Origin of the sequence: Streptomyces sp. NBC_01241, assembly GCF_041435435.1 — a bacterium.
GTDB lineage: Bacteria > Actinomycetota > Actinomycetes > Streptomycetales > Streptomycetaceae > Streptomyces.
On record NZ_CP108494.1, the window covers coordinates 634,195 to 652,904 of the forward strand.

15 protein-coding genes are annotated in these 18,710 nt (G+C 70.2%); 4 read left to right on the forward strand and 11 right to left on the reverse strand.

The genetic code is table 11. From position 1 onward, the window contains the following. The first annotated feature begins 7 nt into the window (after window positions 1–7). Window positions 8–1,096, forward strand: coding sequence for a methyltransferase (locus OG306_RS02235; protein ID WP_266744370.1), 1,089 nt, complete (start codon window positions 8–10; stop codon window positions 1,094–1,096). 100 nt (window positions 1,097–1,196) lie between these two features. Here the strand turns inward: OG306_RS02235 and OG306_RS02240 are convergent, their stop codons facing one another. From OG306_RS02240 to OG306_RS02270, 7 genes are all read right to left on the reverse strand, one after another. Beyond that, entirely contained in the window at window positions 1,197–1,529 is a 333-nt protein-coding gene (locus OG306_RS02240; protein ID WP_266744371.1) for a TcmI family type II polyketide cyclase, read from the reverse strand. A gap of 87 nt (window positions 1,530–1,616) precedes the next feature. Further along, entirely contained in the window at window positions 1,617–2,096 is a 480-nt protein-coding gene (locus OG306_RS02245; protein WP_266744372.1) for an SRPBCC family protein, read from the reverse strand. Between the two features lies 1 nt (window position 2,097). Further along, window positions 2,098–2,355, reverse strand: coding sequence for an acyl carrier protein (locus tag OG306_RS02250; protein ID WP_266744373.1), 258 nt, complete (start codon window positions 2,353–2,355; stop codon window positions 2,098–2,100). 15 nt (window positions 2,356–2,370) lie between these two features. After that, window positions 2,371–3,621: a ketosynthase chain-length factor gene (locus OG306_RS02255; RefSeq protein ID WP_266744374.1), complete on the reverse strand. Its 1,251-nt coding sequence runs from the start codon at window positions 3,619–3,621 to the stop codon at window positions 2,371–2,373. Beyond that, window positions 3,618–4,886 (reverse strand): beta-ketoacyl-[acyl-carrier-protein] synthase family protein, encoded by a 1,269-nt coding sequence (locus OG306_RS02260; RefSeq protein WP_266744375.1) that lies wholly within the window; start codon window positions 4,884–4,886, stop codon window positions 3,618–3,620. The genes OG306_RS02255 and OG306_RS02260 overlap by 4 nt, the downstream gene beginning before the upstream one ends. Then, window positions 4,883–5,353 carry a cupin domain-containing protein gene (locus OG306_RS02265; protein ID WP_266744376.1) on the reverse strand — a complete coding sequence of 157 codons (471 nt, stop codon included), beginning with the start codon at window positions 5,351–5,353 and terminating at the stop codon, window positions 4,883–4,885. The genes OG306_RS02260 and OG306_RS02265 overlap by 4 nt, the downstream gene beginning before the upstream one ends. Before the next feature lie 76 nt (window positions 5,354–5,429). Next, window positions 5,430–6,551 (reverse strand): SchA/CurD-like domain-containing protein, encoded by a 1,122-nt coding sequence (locus tag OG306_RS02270; RefSeq protein ID WP_266744377.1) that lies wholly within the window; start codon window positions 6,549–6,551, stop codon window positions 5,430–5,432. A gap of 266 nt (window positions 6,552–6,817) precedes the next feature. On the opposite strand from OG306_RS02270, the gene OG306_RS02275 reads away from it, so the two are divergent. Both OG306_RS02275 and paaK read left to right on the forward strand, forming a co-directional pair. Next, window positions 6,818–8,458 (forward strand): FAD-dependent oxidoreductase, encoded by a 1,641-nt coding sequence (locus OG306_RS02275; protein WP_371666205.1) that lies wholly within the window; start codon window positions 6,818–6,820, stop codon window positions 8,456–8,458. A 467-nt stretch (window positions 8,459–8,925) separates the two neighbouring features. Next, a complete protein-coding gene (gene paaK, locus OG306_RS02280; protein ID WP_266744378.1) occupies window positions 8,926–10,215 on the forward strand; it encodes a phenylacetate--CoA ligase PaaK in 1,290 nt (429 codons plus the stop codon). A 174-nt stretch (window positions 10,216–10,389) separates the two neighbouring features. Here the strand turns inward: paaK and OG306_RS02285 are convergent, their stop codons facing one another. The 4 genes from OG306_RS02285 to OG306_RS02300 all read right to left on the reverse strand — a co-directional run bounded on the left by OG306_RS02285 (window position 10,390) and on the right by OG306_RS02300 (window position 16,473). Next, window positions 10,390–11,889, reverse strand: a complete 1,500-nt coding sequence (locus OG306_RS02285) for an acyl-CoA synthetase (protein ID WP_266744379.1) — start codon at window positions 11,887–11,889, stop codon at window positions 10,390–10,392. 80 nt (window positions 11,890–11,969) lie between these two features. Next, the gene (locus tag OG306_RS02290) at window positions 11,970–13,436 is read right to left on the reverse strand and encodes an MFS transporter (RefSeq protein WP_371665080.1); all 1,467 of its coding nucleotides are present in this window, start codon (window positions 13,434–13,436) and stop codon (window positions 11,970–11,972) included. Window positions 13,437–13,816: 380 nt separating this feature from the next. Further along, window positions 13,817–15,367 carry an acyl-CoA synthetase gene (locus OG306_RS02295; protein WP_371665081.1) on the reverse strand — a complete coding sequence of 517 codons (1,551 nt, stop codon included), beginning with the start codon at window positions 15,365–15,367 and terminating at the stop codon, window positions 13,817–13,819. Beyond that, window positions 15,364–16,473 (reverse strand): NAD(P)H-dependent flavin oxidoreductase, encoded by a 1,110-nt coding sequence (locus OG306_RS02300; RefSeq protein WP_371665082.1) that lies wholly within the window; start codon window positions 16,471–16,473, stop codon window positions 15,364–15,366. The genes OG306_RS02295 and OG306_RS02300 overlap by 4 nt, the downstream gene beginning before the upstream one ends. A gap of 192 nt (window positions 16,474–16,665) precedes the next feature. Here OG306_RS02300 and OG306_RS02305 point away from each other — a divergent pair, with 192 nt between their 5' ends. Then, on the forward strand, window positions 16,666–18,522 hold the full coding sequence (locus OG306_RS02305; protein WP_371665083.1) for a serine hydrolase: 1,857 nt from the start codon (window positions 16,666–16,668) through the stop codon (window positions 18,520–18,522). The last annotated feature ends 188 nt before the right edge of the window (window positions 18,523–18,710 follow it).

Genomic DNA, 18,710 nt, shown 5'->3' on the forward strand with positions numbered 1-18,710 from the left:
ATACAGCATGACCACTGTGAGTCCCACTCCCGCACCCACGTCCACATCGACCCATGTCCACGTCGCCGTCCCGCACCCCGTCGCGCCCCCGCAGCCGGCCATGCAGCTGCGCGAGATCGTGTTCGGGGCGGCGCGCGCCGCCGCGGTGCGCGCCGCGGCCCGGCTGGGCGTCGCCGACGCACTGGGCGAGACACCCGCGACCGCGCAGGAGCTCGCCGTGCTGGTGAAGGCCGAGCCGGTACCGCTGCGCCGGCTGCTGCGTGCCCTTTCCTGCTACGGGATCTTCACCGAGACCCCGGACGGGGACTTCGCCCATACCGAGATGTCCCGCCTGCTGCGCGAGGACGACCCGAACAGCCTGCGCTCCATCTCGCTGTGGTGCACCGAGCCCTGGACCTGGGACGTCTGGCCGCGCCTCGACGACGCGGTGCGTACCGGCCGGAGCGTCTTCACGGAGGTCCACGGCAAGGGCTTCTTCGACTACCTCCACCAGGACGCCCACGAGTCGGCCCAGGTCTTCAACCGGGCCATGACGACCTCCAGCATGCAGTCCGCGCTGGACGTCGCCGAACTCCTCGACCTCACCGGGGTGTCCGCGGTCGCCGACATCGGCGGCGGCCAGGGGCACGTACTGGCGAGCCTGCTGGAGAAGCACCCGTCGCTCCACGGCACCCTGATGGACCTGCCCGGTGTGGTGGCGCGGGCCGATGCCCGGCTCCGGGACGAGGGTCCGCTCGGCGACCGGACCCGGATCGTGGCCGGCGACTGCCGCGAAGCCATCCCGGTCGAGGCCGATCTCTACATCATCAAGAACATCCTGGAGTGGGACGACGACAGCACGCACAGGACCCTGCGCAATGTCGTCGCCGCGGCCCGCCCGGGAGCCAGGGTCGTCGTCATCGAAAACCTCGTCGACGACACCCCCTCGATGCGGTTCACCACCGCGATGGACCTGCTGCTGCTCCTCAATGTCGGCGGCGCGAAGCACACGAGGGAGAGCCTGGTCGCCCGGATCTCCGACGCCGGCCTGCTGATCGGCGACGTCGTACCGGTCAACGCCTATCTGCACGCCTTCGAATGCGTGGTTCCCGACTGATTCCGAGAACGACGGAAATCGCCTTCCGAGGAGGACGGAGAATCGCCCCGGGTCCGGCCGACTGGCCGGCCCCGGGGCGATTCTCCGTCTCGCGCGGTTCTCAAGCGGTAGTGCCGCGCTCCCACCGGTAGAACTCGTGGGCCATGGCGTCCTTGGGGCTGCGCCAGGTCTCCGGGTCGTACGCGCTCACGTACGCGGTGAGCTTGTCGCTGATGTCCTTGAACTCCGGGTGCTGCGTCACCTTGGCGATCTCGGGGCCCGGCGGGCGTTCCGATTCGATCAGATGGAGGTAGACGTCGCCGAACTGGAACAGCTTGCGCCTGGTGACGCCGACGAGGTGCGGGAGTTCGGTGCTGTCGGAGGCCGCGAACAACTCGGCGATGTCCGGTGCCGAACCCGGCGCCATCCGGGCGACGATCAGAGCGTGGTGCATCGTGGGATGCCTTTCTGGTTCCCCGGCCCGGCACCCGGCCGGATACACGGCGGGGTGCCGGGCCGCGCGGGGCGGGCGGACGGCGGGTCAGCGGGCCGATACCGAGGCGGTACGGTGCTCGCGGGCGCGCTGCTCGATCTTGTCCCGGATGAGCTCCATCTGGACCTTGGAGTTGCGGTTGATGTTGTCGGTCATCCACGCGTCGTCGACGGGTGCGTCGGGCCGCATCGCGAATTCCTGGGTCCAGCGCATCTTCGTACCGCCGGGGACCTCGGAGTACTCCCACCGGATGTTCATGTGCTGGAACGGGCCCGGCTCGACCCGGCGGGCCTGGACCGTGCGGCCGGCGGGGTCGATGGTCCGCTCGGAGACCCAGCTCCACACCTTGTCGTTCTCGTCGGGGTGCATGGTCAGGCGGAACTTCGTCCTGTCGCCGTCCCGTTCGATGACCTCGACCGCGGCGTACTCGCTGAACAGCCGCGGCCAGTTCTCCAGATCGTTGGTCACGTCCCAGACGAGGTCCAGGGGGGCGGCGATGGTGATTTCGTTCTCGGTGCGTCCAGGCACGTCAGGCTCCTTGCATGAGGCTGTTGTTGACGAGGTCCAGGAATTCCTGGGGGGTCTTGCAGCGGTCGGCGTCGGTCGGCAGCGGTCGGCCGTGCCGGTTCTCCAGCACGCCCACGATGCCGAGCAGGCCCAGCGAGTCGAGGCCGAACTCGTCGAAAGCGGACCCGGGACGCTTCTCCATGTCCCGCGGGTCCACGGTGAGTCCGGCGCCCTTCTTCATCAGGACGGCGAGTTCCGCGTAGGTCAGTCGATCGGTCATGTGGACTTCTCCTTCTCACGATTGGGTGTCGGTGGAACGCCGCAGCACCATCGCCGCGTTCGAGCCCATGAGCCCGCGGCTGAGCACCAGCGCCGTCCGCAGCTCGGCGGGGCGCGCACTGCCGGTGACGACATCGAGGTCATGGCACACCTCGAAGACGTTCGGCGTGGGCGGTATCAGCGCGTTCTCCATGGAGAGCACCGCCGCGGCCACGTCCAGCACCGGGGCCCCGCAGTAGGCGCGCCCGATGCCGGTCTTGGGCGCCGTCACCGGCACCTGCCGGCCGTGTGCGCCGAGTGTGTCGGCGATCGCGAGCGCTTCGGCGCGGTCGGCCGCCGGGACGCCGAGGGCGTCCGCGAAGACGACGTCGATCTCGTCCGGCGCGCAGTCGGCCTCCCGCAGGGCGCCGATGATCGCCTGGGCGAGGCCCTCCCGGGACTCCTCCCACCGGGACGCGCCGGTGAACGTCGCGGCGTGCCCGGCGATTTCGGCCCTTGCGCGGGCCCCGCGCCGACGCGCCGACTGCTCCTCCTCGACCACCAGCATGGCGCCGCCCTCGGCCGGCACGAATCCGCAGGCGTCCGAGGTGAACGGCCGGTAGGCGCGGGCGGGGTCGTCGCAGGTGCTCAGATCCCCGTAGCCAAGCTGGCAGACGACCGAGTAGGGCGCCAGCGGTGCCTCGGCCGCGCCGACCACCACCGCTTCGGCTCCGCCGCGGATCGAACGGGCGGCGTGCGCCAGCGCGTCCAGGCCGCCCGCCTCATCGCTGGCCACGACCGCGCAGGGCCCCTTGAAACCGCCGCGGATCGAGATCTGGCCGGTGCTGGCGGCGTAGAACCAGGCGATGGACTGGTACGGACCCACGTAACTGGATCCCTGTCCCCACAGCCGTTGGAGTTCACGCTGACCGAATTCGCCGCCGCCGGACCCGGCAGCGGTCACCACGCCGACGTCGAACGGTGAGTTCTCGTAGTCGGCGCGGCCCAGCCGGGCGTCGTCCAGAGCGATGTCCGCGGCGGCCATCGCGAAGTGCGTGAACCGGTCGGTCTGGACGATGAAGCGCTCTTCGATCAGCTCGACCGCCTCGAAGCCGCGCACCTCGCCCGCGACTCGCAGCGGAAGGTGCTCGCACCCTTCGCGGGTCACCCGGTCAAGGACGCTGATGCCTTCGTGCGTCCTCTTCCAGAAGGCCTCGGTGTTGATTCCATTGGGGGCGACGACACCGATTCCGGTGACAACGGTGCGCCGGGCTTTTCGGGTTCTCATGGTGTCCTCCCACCTGTTCGTGTCAGGGCCACCGCGGACTGGAAGCCGCCGAATCCGCTGCCGACCGAGAGGATGCTGCGCAGCTTCAGGGGACGTGCGGTGCGCGGCACGTAGTCGAGGTCGCACTCCGGGTCCGGGCTCTCGTAGTTCGCGGTCGGCGGTACCGTCTGGTGGACCAGGGCGAGTACGCAGGCCGCAATCTCTATGGCCCCGATCGCCCCCAGCGAGTGACCGACCATGGACTTGATGGAACTCATCGGTACGTCATAGGCGTGCGCGCCCAGCGCCCGCTTCACCGCGGCCGTCTCGTGCCGGTCGTTCTGCTTGGTGCCCGAGCCGTGTGCGTTGACGTAGTCGATCTGCGAGCCGTCTATCCGGGCGTGACGGAGCGCCCGGTTGATCGCCTCGGCCATCTCCAGCCCTTCGGGAGTCAGCCCGGTCATGTGGTAGGCGTTGCCGAAGGTGGCATAGCCCGAGATCTCGCAGTAGACGGTCGCGCCGCGGGCGCGGGCGTGCTCCAGCTCCTCCAGGACGAGCACCGCTCCGCCCTCGCCCATGACGAAGCCGTCGCGGCGGGAGTCGAACGGCCGGGAGGCGTGCTCCGGATCGTCGTTGTTCGCCGAGGTGGCCTTGATCGCGTCGAAGCACGCCACCGTGATCGGGGTGATCGGTGAGTCGGACGCCCCGGCGACGCAGACGTCGACGCTGCCCTCCTCGATGGACTGGAAGGCGTACCCGATCGCGTCCAGGCCGGAGGTGCAGCCCGTGGAGACGGTCTGCACCGGGCCGTGCGCGCCAACCTGTTCGGCCACCGCCGAAGCGAGGGAGCTGGGTGAGAAGGCGCGCTCCAGGTGCGGGCCGGCGGGCCGGTGGTCGACGTCCCAGCGGGCGCCGCTGCCGCTGACGGCGACGTAGTCGTGTTCCAGTCGGGTGGTGCCGCCGACCGCGGTGCCCAGCGACACCCCCACGCGCCAGGGGTTCACCTTCTCCGGGTCGAGCCCCGCGTCGCCGAGGGCCTCCCTGGCGGCCACCATCGCGAACTGGACGTACCGGTCGGACCTGGCGACCTGGTCCACGTCCAGTCCGTGCGCCGCCGGGTCGAAGTCGCACTCGGCGGCGATACGGGACCGGAAGCCGGCCGGGTCGAAGAGCGTGATGCCACGGGTCGCGGTGCGTCCGTTCGCGAGGAGGTCCCAGAAGGCCGGTGCGCCGATGCCGCCGGGGGCCACGACGCCGACGCCGGTGACCCCCACGCGGCGGGTCATGAAGCGGCCTCCGTTCGTTCCGGCGGCGCGACGCGTCCGGCGGACCGTGTGTGCTCGGCGTTCGGGGCGTGCTCGGCGGACTCGGTGTGCTCGGTGTCGACGTGGCCGAGTTCCGGGCGCGGGGCGAGCGGGCCGAGGTGGAAGACCATGCGCGCCTCGACGTCGCCGACGTTCCGGAACCGGTGGCGTACATGGGGAGGGATCAGCAGGCCCTGGTCGGGCCGCATCCGGTGCGGTTCACCGTCCAGGTCCACCTCCAGGAGACCGTTCACGACGTACACGAATTCCTCGGAATACGGGTGGTAGTGCTCGCCGATGCGGTCGCCGGGCTGAACGATGGCCAGCCCCATGAAGCCGCTGGTGGCTCCCACCGCTGTCGGCGTGAGCATGGCGCGAAGGTCGCCTCCGCGCCTGCGGTTGGGCTGCGTCTCGCTGAGGTCCACGATGCGTGGCCGGTGCATGGTCATGACTGTTTTCCTCCTGGCGCATTGCGTGTTGTATTGACGGGTTGAGCGAGAACCCCCCAGGGTGCGGATGCGCGGTTCAGGACTCCATGGCCCGCCGATCGGTGATCAGGGTCATCTCGGCCTCTGCGAGGAAGCGCGAGATCCCCTGGTCGTTCGCGGGCACGGCGTTCGCGCCGCCGTCGAGGAGACGTCCGAGCCTGGCCACCTTGCCGGGGCCGTCGATGCCGACCGCCTGAGCGGCCTGCGCGTCGATCGGTTCGATAGCTTCGAGGAGGCGGACGACGACGTCGTCGCGCTGGAAGATGGTGCTGCTGTCGATGATGCTCGCGGGGTCGTCGGCGGCCTCCTCGTCGTGGCCGGCGAGCAGCCGGGCGAGTGCCATGCCGCAGCCCTCCTTGGCCTGGTAGAAGAGCGCGTGCCGGCGGATGTCCTCGGCCTTGTGCCGGCCCGCGGTCACGTGGTGGACGGTGGGGAGTGCCGCCCGGGTGAAGAACATCCGGGCGGAGTCCGGGTCGCTGAGGTCCCGGTCCTGCTCCAGGTATGGGTTGATGGCCTCTTCGACGGCCCTGACCTCGGGCTGCCGGGCTACGTGGCGCAGGGCCGCGAGGAGGTCGCCCTCGACCTCGACCGCCCGCACGACGCGGTTTCCGTGCATGAAGAGCGAAGTACGGCGCAATCGGGTGTCATCGTCGACACGAGCGTTCGGGGAGTCGTAGTCGGCCAGGATCTTCGCCACGATGTCCTCGGTGCCGGGCTTGACGGTGAAAGTCAGCGCGTGGCGCACCACTCCGTCGCCGACGCGGGGTGACGCCTGCAGCCTGCCCTTGGCCGTCTCGGGCGCCATCTCGAACGACTTCCCGGTCTCCCGCAGGACGCTGAAGCGCAGCGAACGGGTGTCGCGCACGCAGTTGTGCAGCGGCTGCACCGTCGCAACATGCTCCTCGCTGTTCACCCAGGCGAGGAACGGGGGTGCGCTCTCCCATTCGCTCGTGATCAGCCACTGCGAGGGGTTCTCGATGGACTGGCAGAGCTGGTCGCTGATGTGCCCGGGGACGGATGCCACCTGGTTGCGCAGGTGCTCATACGCCTCCAGGAACTCCTTCTGGGCCCCGTCGTACGTGTCCAGCAGCAGGACGACCCGCAGCCTGGAGCCGTCGAAGGCGGACTGGGAGATCCGTTCCGAGAGGGTGGTGGTCATCTTTCGGTCTCCTTCGAGACGGTGTCGTGGACAAGCCGGGCGGCATGCCGTCAACCGTCGGTTGGCGAGTGATTCGGAGCTGGGACTCTCCCGGCGGATGTGAGCGGTCCGCCCCCGTGACCGCGGGCATCGTCTCCGTGACCGATCGTGAATCGCTGGTCCGGGTGGCGCGAGATTTATGAACCGTTCAGGTGAGCGACCGTCCGAACCGCTCCGACGAGGGCATGGAACAAAGCAACCGAACGGCGTCCGAGCTGGAGCAACTGATGAACGAGAACGTCGACATTCGCGTACCGGTCCTCATCGTGGGCGGCTCCTTGGTGGGCCTGTCCACCTCACTCTTTCTCGGTCGGCTCGGCATTGAGCACCTGCTGGTCGAGAAGCACCGGTCCACCTCGACACATCCGCGCGGGCGCGGCAACAACGTGCGCACGATGGAGGTGTTCCGTACGGCGGGTGCCGAGCCGGGCATCCGGCAAGCGGCGTCGGTCCTCGCCGACAACCACGGGATTCTGCAGGCCGGTTCGCTCACCGGCGACGACCAGGAGTGGCTGTTCAAGGAGATCGACCCGGGCGGCGGGCTCGCCCGATTCAGCCCGAGCGGCTGGTGCCTGTGCAGCCAGAACGATCTGGAACCCGTGCTGGTGAGGCTGGCCCGCGAACAGGGCGGTGACCTGCGGTTCTCCACCGAGATGCAGAGCTTCGACCAGGACGGGTCGGGGGTGGACGCGGCACTCAAGAACCGGGAGACCGGAGAGCACATCACTGTGCGCGCCGACTACCTCGTCGCGGCCGACGGGCCGCGCAGTCCCGTCCGTGAGCAGCTGCGCATCGGCCGGACGGGGCCTGGCGACCTCTTCCACAACGTGAGCATCACCTTCCGTTCCCGTCAGCTCGCCAATGTGCTGGGCGACCGGCGCTTCATCGTCTGCTATCTGACCAACCCCGCAGCGGACGGTGCCCTGTTGCCGGTCGACAACAAGAAGGAGTGGGTGTTCCACGCCCCGTGGCAGCCTCAACTCGGGGAAACCCTTGAGGACTTCACCGATGAGCGGGTCGCCGAGCACATCCGTACGGCGGTCGGCGCTCCGGGGATCGACATCGAGATCACCGGCAAGGCCCCGTGGCACGCCGCGGAACGGGTCGCGGAGCGGTACTCGTCCGGCAGGATCTTCCTCGCCGGCGATTCGGCCCACGAGATGTCGCCCACCGGGGCGTTCGGCTCCAACACCGGTATCCAGGACGCGCACAACCTGGCCTGGAAGCTCGCCGCCGTACTGAAGGGCGAGGCGGGCCCGGGTCTGCTGGACACCTACGAGGCCGAGCGGCTGCCGGTGGCGCAGGCGACGAGCGCGCGGGCCTCGGCGCGTTCCAGCGAGCACAGCCACCCGGGATACGCCGCAGCGCCGGGTGTGGGCGGCGGGAAGCAGGGCGGGAAGCAGGGCGGGATGCTCACCGTGGCACTGGGCTACCGCTATGTCCGCGGTGCCGTTCTGGGTGCCGACCCGGGACAGCCGGTGGTGCCGCAGGGAATGCAGCTGAACGGTCAACCAGGCAGCCGTGCACCGCACCTGTGGGTCCGTCAGGACAATGAGCGCAAATCCACGCTGGATCTGTACGAGCACACTTTCGTGCTGCTCACGGACGGTGGCGACGTGGTGTGGCGGCGGGCGGCGGCCCGGGTCGCCGACGGGCTGTCGGTACGGCTCCAGGCGTACGGCATCGGCCCGGGAGCCGATCTGGAGCCGGAGAACGGGGCCGACTGGGCGGAGCTCCACGGCACAACACCCGAAGGCGCGGTCCTGGTGCGTCCCGATGGCTTCGTGGCCTGGCGGTCGACGGGGCCGGTGGCCGATGCCGAGGCCACTCTCCGGGAGGTCCTGACCTCGCTGCTGCACCGGTCGTGACCGCCCGGTAGCCGTCGTTGGTTGGCCAGGTCAGGTCAGGCCGCACGCCCTTGGTTCCGCGAGGGATCGCTCCGGCCGAACGGTGTGGACGAGGTGTCCGGCGTCGACGCCGACGGCCCGGATGCCCAATGCCCGATGCCGGATGCCGGATGCCGGATGCCGGATGCGACGAGCGTGAGGGTACGCAGCCTCCCCGGCGCCGGGCGGCGTAGGGCGTGGCAAGATCGGCGGCCTCGGCTCGGGCGAGCCCGGTCCCGCCGTCCGCGTGGACGATATACATATACACCACCCATATAGGGCATACCGGGTGGCGCGGTCACGTTCGGCGTGAGCGTATCCACGCCGCAGGGCGCCTTCGGGAAAGCAGTGCGCACCACCCCCCTTGCCAGAAGACGGAACATCCTGAATTACTACTACCGAAGGATCGACCGAACGATCGGTCGACTGCTCGGAAGAGGGAGATCCGGATGACGCCTCTGCTGGACGCGGCGGAACGAATGGGCCGGGACGAGCTGGAGGCACTCCAGCTGGAGCGGCTGCGGGCCACGCTGCACCATGCGTACGAGAACGTCGGCCATTACCGGGCCGCATTCGACAAGGCAGGTCTGCGCCCGGACGACTGCCGTACGCTCGCGGATCTCGCGCGTTTCCCCTTCACGACCAAGGCCGATCTGCGCGACAACTACCCCTTCGGCATGTTCGCCGTCCCCGAGGAGCGCGTGCGGAGGATCCACGCGTCCAGCGGGACGACGGGCCGTCCGACCGTCGTCGGTTACACCGAGCGGGACCTGGACACCTGGGCGGACATGGTCGCCCGCTCGATCCGGGCGGCCGGCGGCCGCCCCGGACAGAAGGTCCATGTCGCTTACGGATACGGGCTGTTCACCGGCGGCCTGGGAGCGCACTACGGAGCGGAACGGCTCGGCTGCACGGTCATACCCGCCTCCGGGGGCATGACGGCTCGCCAGGTCCAGCTGATCCAGGACTTCCGGCCCGAGATAATCATGGTGACCCCGTCGTACATGCTGACCCTCCTCGACGAGTTCGAGCGGCAGGGCGTCGATCCGCGGACGACCTCCCTGAAGGTCGGGATCTTCGGCGCCGAGCCGTGGACGGAGGCGATGCGGCGCGAGATCGAGGAGCGGTTCGCCATCGACGCGGTCGACATCTACGGCCTGTCGGAGGTGATGGGGCCCGGTGTCGCGCAGGAGTGCGTGGAGACCAAGGACGGGCTGCACATCTGGGAGGACCACTTCTATCCGGAGGTCGTCGACCCGTTCACCGGTGAGGTGCTGCCGGACGGCGAGGAGGGCGAGCTGGTGTTCACCTCGCTCACCAAGGAGGCCATGCCGGTGATCCGGTACCGGACGAGGGACCTGACCCGGCTGCTGCCGGGCACGGCGCGGGTGTTCAGGCGGATGCAGAAGGTGACGGGGCGCAGCGACGATCTGGTGATCCTGCGCGGGGTGAATCTCTTCCCGACCCAGATCGAGGAGATCGTGCTGCGTACGCCGGGACTCGCACCGCACTTCCAGCTGCGACTGACCCGCGAGGGCCGCCTCGATGCCCTGACCGTACGAGTGGAGGCCCGGGCGGGAGCCACGCCGGATCAGCGGACGGCCGCCGCGGAGTCGCTCACGGCGGCCGTCAAGGACGGGATCGGGGTGTCGGTCGGGGTCGAGATCGTCGACCCCGGGACGTTGGAGCGATCGGTCGGCAAGTTCAAGCGGATCGTGGACGAGCGCGGCGACCGATAGGAAGCCTTCTGGTCCAGTTATTGACGAGAAGGTGCAGTTTGTGACAGGAGGGTGCGGTTCGTGCCCGTCGGACGGGGCCGGTGCCGGGAGGCGCGGCCCGTTCGTTCCGGTCGTGTGCTGCGGGGCCCGGACCGCCGCGTCGGCGCGCGCCCCGCATGACACGTGCGGGGCCCCCTACGCGAAACGGTCACGCAGTTCCCGCTTGAGGATCTTTCCACTCGCGTTGCGGGGCAGTTCGGCCACGAAGAGGACCTGCTTCGGGGCTTTGAAAGGGGCGAGCCGCTCACGGGCGTGGCCGATGAGTTCGGCCGGTGTCGCTTCGCCGCGCAGGACGACGACGGCCGTGACGGCCTCGATCCAGCGGTCGTCGGGCAGGCCGACGACCGCGACCTCGGCGACGGCGGGATGGGTGTAGAGGGCGTCCTCGACCTGTCGGGAGGCGACGAGGACGCCACCGGAGTTGATGACGTCCTTCACCCGGTCGACGACGGTGAAGAAGCCCTCTGCGTCGCGCACGGCGAGGTCTCCGGAGTGGAACCAGCCGTCGCGGAAGGCTTCCGCGGTCTCCTCGGGCTTGTCCCAGTAGCCCTCGCACAACTGGGGTGAGCGGTAGACCACTTCACCGGCCGTGCCGTCGGGGACCTCCTTGCCGTCCTCGTCGACGACCCGGGCCTCGACGAAGAGGACGGGCCTGCCGCAGGAGTCCATCCGGCCCTCGTGCTCGTCCGGTCCGAGGACGGTGGCGAGCGGCCCGATCTCGCTCTGTCCGAAGCAGTTGTAGAAGGCGAGCGCGGGCAGCCGGTCGCGGAGCCGTTCCAGCACGGGTACGGGCATGATCGACGCGCCGTAGTACGCCTTGCGCAGACCGCCGAGTTCCCGGGTGGTGAATCCGGGGTGCTGGGAGATGCCGATCCAAACGGTGGGCGGGGCGAAGACGCTGTCGGCCTGCCCCGTTTCGACGAGGTCGAAGATCCGGTCCGCGTCGGGTGCATCGAGGATGATGTTCTGCGCGCCGACCGCGAGAGCGGGCAGCAGGAACACGTGCATCTGCGCGGAGTGGTAGAGCGGCAGCGAGTGGACGGGCAGGTCGGTGGCGCGCAGGTCGAGCGCCGCGATCGCGCTGACGTACTCGTGGACGAGCGCGCCGTGGGTCATCATCGCGCCCTTGGGGAGTGCGGTGGTGCCCGAGGTGTAGAGCAGCTGGACGAGATCTTCCGCGGCCGGTTCCCGCTCCGGGGTGAAGGGGCGCGGGGTGGCGGTGGCGTCGAGGAGCGAGCCCGGTGCGTCGCGCAGCATGCGTACGGAGAACGCGGCCGGAATACGGTCGGCGAGGTCCGGATCGGTGAGGACGAGGGTGCTGCCGGACTGTTCCAGGAGGTACGTGAGGTCGTCGCCGGTGAGATTCTGGTTGACCGGCACATGGACCAGGCACGCACGGGCACAGGCGAGAAAGCCGATCAGATACGCGTCGGAGTTGTGCGCGTAAGAGGCGACCCGGTCGCCGGGGCACAGCCCGTGTTCGCCGGTGAGGGCCGCCGCCGCGGTGCTGACGGCGGCGTCGAGTTCCGCGTAGGTCCAGGACCGCTCCGCGTACCGCAGGGCGGTGCGCTCGGGGGTTCGCCGGGCGCTGCGCGCCACGACGCCGTCGACTGTGCTGCTCCGTACACCTGTCATGGCGTGATCCTGGGCGGCCGGATCGCGGTGGTCAAGGGCCGGGTACCGGTCGGGGGCGTGGGACGGCGGAGGGGGGCCGTTCAGGCGCTGCGGGTACGGGTGGCGAACAGGGCGGCCAGGACGCAGGGCGCGAGCAGCAGGACGAAGGCGGCGCCGTAGCCGACATGGCCGGTCGCGCCGGCGCTCAGGCAGGCGTTGAACAGGGCGGAGGAGACCCCCAGCACCGTGATCTGGCCGAGGTTCTGATTGGTCTGCATCGCGCTGCTGGCATAGCCCTGCCGCCCGGCCGAGGCGTGCGAGAGCGACAGCACGGTGAGAGACGGTGCGAGCAGGCCCATGCCGACGGCCGCGACGATCATGGTGGACGCGGCGACGACGGCGGGCACCGCGGGCAGCGTCCCGACGGCGGCGACAGCGACCGCCGCGGTCAGCACCAGCGCACCGGCCACGACCAAGTGGTGCCGGGGGCGGCGCTCCAGGCGGCCCTGCACCCAGGAAGAGGCGGCCCAGGCCACGGCGGCCCCCGTGAAGGCCAGGCCGATCGACACGGGACGCACGCCCCGCTCGGTGACGAGCAGGAGCGGCACGAGTGCCTCCAGCGTGAAGAACACCCCCGAACTGATGCCGCGCAGCAGCACCGTGGCCGGCAGGCCGCGCGCGGCACGCCAGGTACCCGACGGCAGCAGCCGGGGCGCGAACACGACCAGCAGGGCGAACCCTCCCACCACGAACAGCAGGTGGCGCGGGTCCCAGCCCGAGACGCCGTACTGCCCCGCCGCCGCACCCACGCTCACCGCCGTCGCCACCAGCAGCGCGGGGCGCGGCTGCCCGTCTCCCGACGGCGCGGGCGTCGCCGGCCAGGAACGGCCGCGCAGCACGGCCACCACGGCCAGGGCCGGCAGCGCGGTCAGTGTGGCCAGACCGAAGAACACCGCCCGCCAGGACCACCATTCGGCCACCACCCCGGCCAGTGGCGGACCGACCAGCGACGGGACGACCCAGCAGGCACTCATCAGCGCCAGGACACGCGGCCGCAGCCGGTCGGGGTAGGCCTGCCCGATGGCGGTGTTGATCGCCACCGCCACCATCCCGCTCGCGAGTCCGTCCAGGAAGCGGCCGGCCGCCAGTTGCCAGATGGAGGTGCTCGCGGCCGAGACCAGCAGGGTGACCACGGCCAGCGCCATGCCCGCCGCCAGCGGGCGTCGTGCGCCGGACCGGTCCGCCCAATGGCCGCCCAGTACCCCGCCGAGCAGACCGGCGGCCACGAAGCATCCCGCCACCAGCGGGAAGAGCGACACCCCGTCCAGGTCCCGTGCGGCCGTCGGCAAGGTGGGCACCACGGCCAGCGCGGCGAACCCGGTCAGGAACATCACCGCGGAGAAGCTGGCGGTCGCGGCCACGTACCTTCCGGAGAACAGTCCTCCGTCGATTTCGGATCGCACCGGCGGGCGGTCGGCCGTGTCTGTCGACTCCCAGGAGACCGACACGTCCCGGTCCGTGGACGGCGCGGCCGGATCGGTGGTCGAGTGCTTGGGGACATCGGTCACGAGCGCACAAGGTACGGGGGCCCGGCTTCGCTTGCCACTCGTTTTCGGACTGCCGCGCGAGATCCGGGCGCGGACCGATGACGTGTCAGGGCCCGGCGTACCGTTGGACGCACCACGGGGACGACGCTCGGAGGACCAGGCCAGGACGGCCGCCGGGACCACCGCGAACGCGCTGCCCCCGGCGGCGGCCGGGGCCCTGGCGTGGCGCGGTACGAACGACAGCCGGATTCTCCTTGGGGCGTCATGATCCCGTGGTCGGTGTTCCGTCGGCAACGGCCGCTCGCGCAGGAGTACGCCGGGCCACGGCTCGGTGCCGCGGTGCCCGTCGGTCCGTCACCCGCGTTCGGACGGAGCCGCTCGGGCACCGGACCGGGCAGGGGTCACACCGCCCGGTGGTGCCCTTCCCAGTACGGGTCGCGCAGCCGTCGTTTGTACAGCTTGCCGTTGGGGTCACGGGGCATCTCCGCGATGAAGTCGATGCTCCGGGGGCGCTTGTACCCGGCGAGACGTTGTTCGCAGTGGCGCAGGATCGCGGCGGCGAGCTCTTCTCCCGCCTCGTGTCCCGGGGCCGGTTCGACGACCGCTTTGACTTCCTCACCCCAGTCGGGATGCGGAATGCCGAAGACGGCCGCGTCGGCGATCGCGGGGTGGCCGAGGAGGGCGCCCTCGATCTCGGCGGGGTAGATGTTGACACCGCCGGAGATGATCATGTCGATCTTGCGGTCGCGGAGGAAGAGGTAGCCGTCCTCGTCGAGGATGCCCAGGTCGCCGACGGTGAAGAAGTCACCGATGCGGTTCTTCCTCGTCTTGGTCTCGTCCTTGTGGTAGCTGAAGCCGCCGGTGTTCATCTTCATGTAGACGGTGCCGAGTTGGCCGGGAGGCAGGCGGTCGCCGTTGTCGTCGAAGACGGCGAGTTCGCTGATCGGCCAGGCCCTGCCCACGGTGCCCGGCTTCTTCAGCCAGTCCTCGGCGGTGGCAAAGGCGCCACCGCCCTCGCTGGCCGCGTAGTACTCCTCGACGCACCTTCCCCACCAGTCGATCATGGCGCGTTTGACGTGGTCGGGGCAGGGCGCCGCACCGTGGATGGCGTGGCGCATGGCTGTGACGTCGTATCGCCTCTTCACATCGTCGGGGAGGGCGAGGAGGCGGTGGAACTGGGTCGGGACCATGTGCGTGTGGGTGCAGCCGTGGGTGTCGATGAGCCGCAGCATTTCCTCGGGCGTCCACTTGTCCATCAGGACCAGCGGGTGCCCGATGTGCAGGGACGCGCCCGCGAACTGGAGGACGGCCGTGTGGTAGAGCGGCGAGCAGACCAGATGGACGTTGTCGTCGAAGGGTTTGATGCCGAAGATGCCGAGGAATCCGCCGAGATGGCTCTCCTCGGGGAGCTTGCCGGAGAGCGGACGGCGGATGCCGCGCGGCCGGCCGGTGGTGCCGGAGGTGTAGTTCATGACCCAGCCGAGGGTGCGGTCCTCGGGTGGCATGTCGGGCTGCCCTTCGAGCAGTTCGGCGTACGGGCGGAATCCGTCGACCGTGCCTACGCCATAGCGTTGGCCGGCCGGGAGCTTCGCTTCGTCGGCCGCCTCGGCCGCCTCCTGCGCGAACCGCTCGTGGGCGATGAGTACCTTGGCGCCGGAGTCCGAGACGATCCAGGCGATCTCGGGTGCGACGAAGTGGTGGTTGACGGGTACGAGATAGAAGCCGGCCTGGGTGGCCGCCAGGTACGCGGTGAAGAACTCGACGCCGTTGGGCAGGACGACAGCGAAGGCGTCTCCCCGCCGGAGCCCGGCCGCGCGCAGTCCGTGGACGAGGCGGTTGGCCGCGGCGTGCAGCCGGCCCGCCGTCCAGCTCTCGCCGTCGGGGGCGGTCAGGACCGTACGGCCGGGGTCGGCTGCGGCCTGCGCCCAGAAGCCGTTGGGGGGCGGGTTCATGAGGCGCTCCGTCCGGCGATGCGGTTGATCCGGTCCACGGCACGTTCGAAGCCGCGGGTCAGGTCGTCGAATACGGCCTGCACGCTGCGCTCGCTGTTCATCCGGCCGACGATCTGGCCGACGGGGGTGCCGAGCAGCGCGCCGGTCTCGTACTTCTGGATGCGGGAGACGGCGTCGGCCACCAGCAGCCCCTGGAGCGGCATGGGCAGGGGGCCGGGGCCCGCCGGGTCGTCCCAGGCGTCGGTCCATTCGGTACGGAGCTGGCGTGCGGGTTTGCCGGTGAGGGCGCGGGAGCGGACGGTGTCGCCGGAGCCCGCGGCAAGGAGCTTGCGGGTCAGCGCGCGGGAGTGGAGGTCGGCCTCCTCGGTCGTCAGCCAGAGGGAGCCGAGCCAGACGCCCTGGGCGCCCAGGGCGAGCCCGGCGGCGATCTGCTCGCCGCTGCCGATGCCGCCGGCGGCGAGGACGGGGAGCGGTCCCACCGCGTCGACCACGTCCGGGACCAGGACCATGGAGGCGATCTCGCCGGTGTGGCCGCCCGCCTCGTATCCCTGCGCGACGACGATGTCGATGCCCGCGTCCGCGTGGTGGCGGGCATGCTTGGCGCTTCCGGCGAGCGCGGCGACGAGGACGTCCTGGTCGTGGGCGCGTCGGACGACGTCGGCGGGCGGTGAGCCGAGGGCGTTGGCGAGGAGTTTGATGGGGTGGTCGAAGGCGACGTCGAGCTGGTTGCGGGCTACTTCTTCCATCCATCCGGTGATGCGCCAGCCGGGCGCCTCGCCCTCCGCGAGCTCCGGTACGCCGTGCTTGGCCAGGGTGTCCTGGACGAACTGGCGGTGTCCGGCCGGGATCATCGCCTCGACGTCGGCCTCGGTCACCCCTTCCACCTTCTTGGCGGGCATGACGACGTCGAGGCCGTACGGCTTGCCGTCGGTGTGCTCCTGCATCCAGTCGAGGTCGCGTGCCAGGTCGTCGGGGGCGGTGTAGCGGACCGCGCCGAGTACGCCGAATCCGCCGGCCCGGGTGATGGCAGCGGCCACCGCGGGGAACGGCGTGAAGCCGAAGATGGCGTGCTCGACTCCCAGTTTCTTGCTCAGCTCCGTCTCCATGGGCCGCAGGATGCCTCAGCCGGACAGGCGAGGGAAGAGATTTTCTGATGCAGTGTCAGATTCTTTGTGACACCGGGGGCCTCCGCGGCGGCAGCGGTGACAGTAATCTCTGGTCCGGCAGGAAGTTTCACTGTCGGACACGATTTCGAAAGTAACTTTCACGCGGCGGGTAACGGCCGGAAGGGGTTCCGAATGACCGAGGGCGCGGCCGGGAGAGGTATCAGCCGGCGCAGGCTGGGCGGTGGGATGCTGGCTCTGGGCGGAGCACTCGCCCTGGCGCCGATTCCGTTCGCGGAGCGGGCGTCGGCCATGGAGTCGGAAGCGGAGTCGTCGGGTATGCGCGCAGGGACCGGGACGGACGCGGCGTCCGCGCAGGGCCGGCCGACACTGCGGCGCGGATCCGCCGCCCGTGCCGGGCTGTTGCAGGGGCCGCTGGACCAATTGGTCGCCGACGCGGAGAAGTTCCTCTCCAATTCCCCCAAGCACCCCTGGTACGCCGGTGCGGTACTGCTCGCAGGCCGGGGCGGCACGGTGGCCCTGCACCACCCGATCGGCAAGGCCGTGCGCTACGCGGCGTACGACGAGAAGACCGATACGGGGGTGGAGTTCCCACCCGATCAGCAGATCGCCATGGCCGAGGACACGGTCTTCGACCTGGCTTCGGTGTCCAAGCTGTTCACCTCGATCCTGGCCGTGCAGCAGATCGAGCGCGGCAAGCTGGAGCTGGAGGCGAAGGTCGCCTCGTACCTGCCCGATTTCGCCGGCAGCGGCAAGCAGGACATCACCATCCGTCAGCTCCTCACGCACACCTCGGGCTTCCGCGCCTGGATTCCGCTGTACAAGGCGCCGACGCGGGAGGGGAAGCTGGAGCTGCTGTGGAACGAGGTGCCGGCCAACCCGCCCGGCACGGTGTACCTCTACTCCGACCTCAACCTGATCTCGCTGCAACTGGTCCTGGAGAAGATCACCGGCCGCACCGAGGACGTCCTGCTCCGCGAGGAGATCACCGCTCCGCTCGGCATGCAGCGCACCCGGTACAACCCACCGGCCTCCTGGAAGCCGAAGATCGCCGCGACCGAGGACGCCCGGCTCCCCTGGTCCGGCCTGGACCGCGGTCTCGTCTGGGGCCAGGTGCACGACGAGAACGCGTACAGCCTGGACGGTGTGGCGGGCCACGCCGGAGTCTTCTCCTGCGCCTGGGACCTCGCGGTCCTCGCCCGCACGCTGCTCAACGGCGGGGTCTACGGCCGGGCGAGGATCCTCTCCGCGGAATCGGTGGACCTGCTGTTCACGGACTTCAACACCGCGTTCCCCGGAGATGCGCACGGTCTGGGTTTCGAGCTCTACCAGCACTGGTACATGGGGGCGATGGCCACCCCGCGTACGGCGGGCCACACCGGTTTCACCGGTACCAGCCTGGTTCTGGACCCGACGACCGACTCGTTCCTGATCGTCCTCGGCAACTCGGTGCATCCGGTGCGCAATTGGCGCTCCGGCAGTGCGCCGCGCGTCGCCACCGCCAACCAGATGGCGCGCGCCGTCGCGGTCCGCCCGGCCCGGGGACGTACGGCGTGGTTCTCGGGACTGGCCAGCGCCACCAGCGCCACGCTCACGCTGCCCGCGCTGCGTCTCGCGTCCTCGCGGGCCCGGCTGAGCTCGGCACTGTGGTGGGACACCGAGCCCGGATCCGACTTCCTCTACCTGGAGGCGTCGGCGGACGCGGGGGCGACCTGGCAGCCGGTGCCGTTCACCACCGTACCGACGAGCGGTGACCACCACCCGGAACCCGAGCCCGAACCCCGTCCGACGGGCTCGGTCTCCGGCTGGTCCGGCCGCGTCTGGCACCGTCTCGACGCGGACCTGGCCGCATGGCGCGGCAAGGAGGTGCGGCTGCGGTGGCGGTACGCCACGGATCAGCTGTACGTCGGGCGCGGGGTGTACGTGGACGCGGTCCGGGTCGAGGACGGCACCCGGCCGGTCTTCGACGACAGTCGGGACGGCGATGCCGCGCGCATCGAGGCGCTGGGGTGGACGGCTTCGTCGGACTGAGACGGACGAGGACCGACTGGGACGGGCCGGTTCCGGCTTCGGCGGAGTGGGAGCGGACTGGGGGCGGACCGGGAGCGGACTGAGGGCGGACCGCAGCGGACCGATTGAGGCCGTGGCGGTCCTGACAGGCCGCAGTGGGCGGTCGAACCATTGACCGGCCGTGCCGGGGAAGGGCCGTCCCCCTCTCC

Bases quoted from the DNA above. Each gene is read 5' to 3' on its own strand.
- paaK (WP_266744378.1), top strand. From the start codon at position 8,926: ATGACGCCTCTGCTGGACGCGGCGGAACGAATGGGCCGGGACGAGCTG.
- OG306_RS02275 (WP_371666205.1), top strand. From the start codon at position 6,818: ATGAACGAGAACGTCGACATTCGCGTACCGGTCCTCATCGTGGGCGGC.
- OG306_RS02235 (WP_266744370.1), top strand. From the start codon at position 8: ATGACCACTGTGAGTCCCACTCCCGCACCCACGTCCACATCGACCCAT.
- OG306_RS02265 (WP_266744376.1), bottom strand. From the start codon at position 5,353: ATGACCATGCACCGGCCACGCATCGTGGACCTCAGCGAGACGCAGCCC.
- OG306_RS02300 (WP_371665082.1), bottom strand. From the start codon at position 16,473: ATGGAGACGGAGCTGAGCAAGAAACTGGGAGTCGAGCACGCCATCTTC.
- OG306_RS02250 (WP_266744373.1), bottom strand. From the start codon at position 2,355: ATGACCGATCGACTGACCTACGCGGAACTCGCCGTCCTGATGAAGAAG.
- OG306_RS02240 (WP_266744371.1), bottom strand. From the start codon at position 1,529: ATGCACCACGCTCTGATCGTCGCCCGGATGGCGCCGGGTTCGGCACCG.
- OG306_RS02255 (WP_266744374.1), bottom strand. From the start codon at position 3,621: ATGAGAACCCGAAAAGCCCGGCGCACCGTTGTCACCGGAATCGGTGTC.
- OG306_RS02295 (WP_371665081.1), bottom strand. From the start codon at position 15,367: ATGAACCCGCCCCCCAACGGCTTCTGGGCGCAGGCCGCAGCCGACCCC.
- OG306_RS02260 (WP_266744375.1), bottom strand. From the start codon at position 4,886: ATGACCCGCCGCGTGGGGGTCACCGGCGTCGGCGTCGTGGCCCCCGGC.
- OG306_RS02270 (WP_266744377.1), bottom strand. From the start codon at position 6,551: ATGACCACCACCCTCTCGGAACGGATCTCCCAGTCCGCCTTCGACGGC.
- OG306_RS02285 (WP_266744379.1), bottom strand. From the start codon at position 11,889: ATGACAGGTGTACGGAGCAGCACAGTCGACGGCGTCGTGGCGCGCAGC.
- OG306_RS02305 (WP_371665083.1), top strand. From the start codon at position 16,666: ATGACCGAGGGCGCGGCCGGGAGAGGTATCAGCCGGCGCAGGCTGGGC.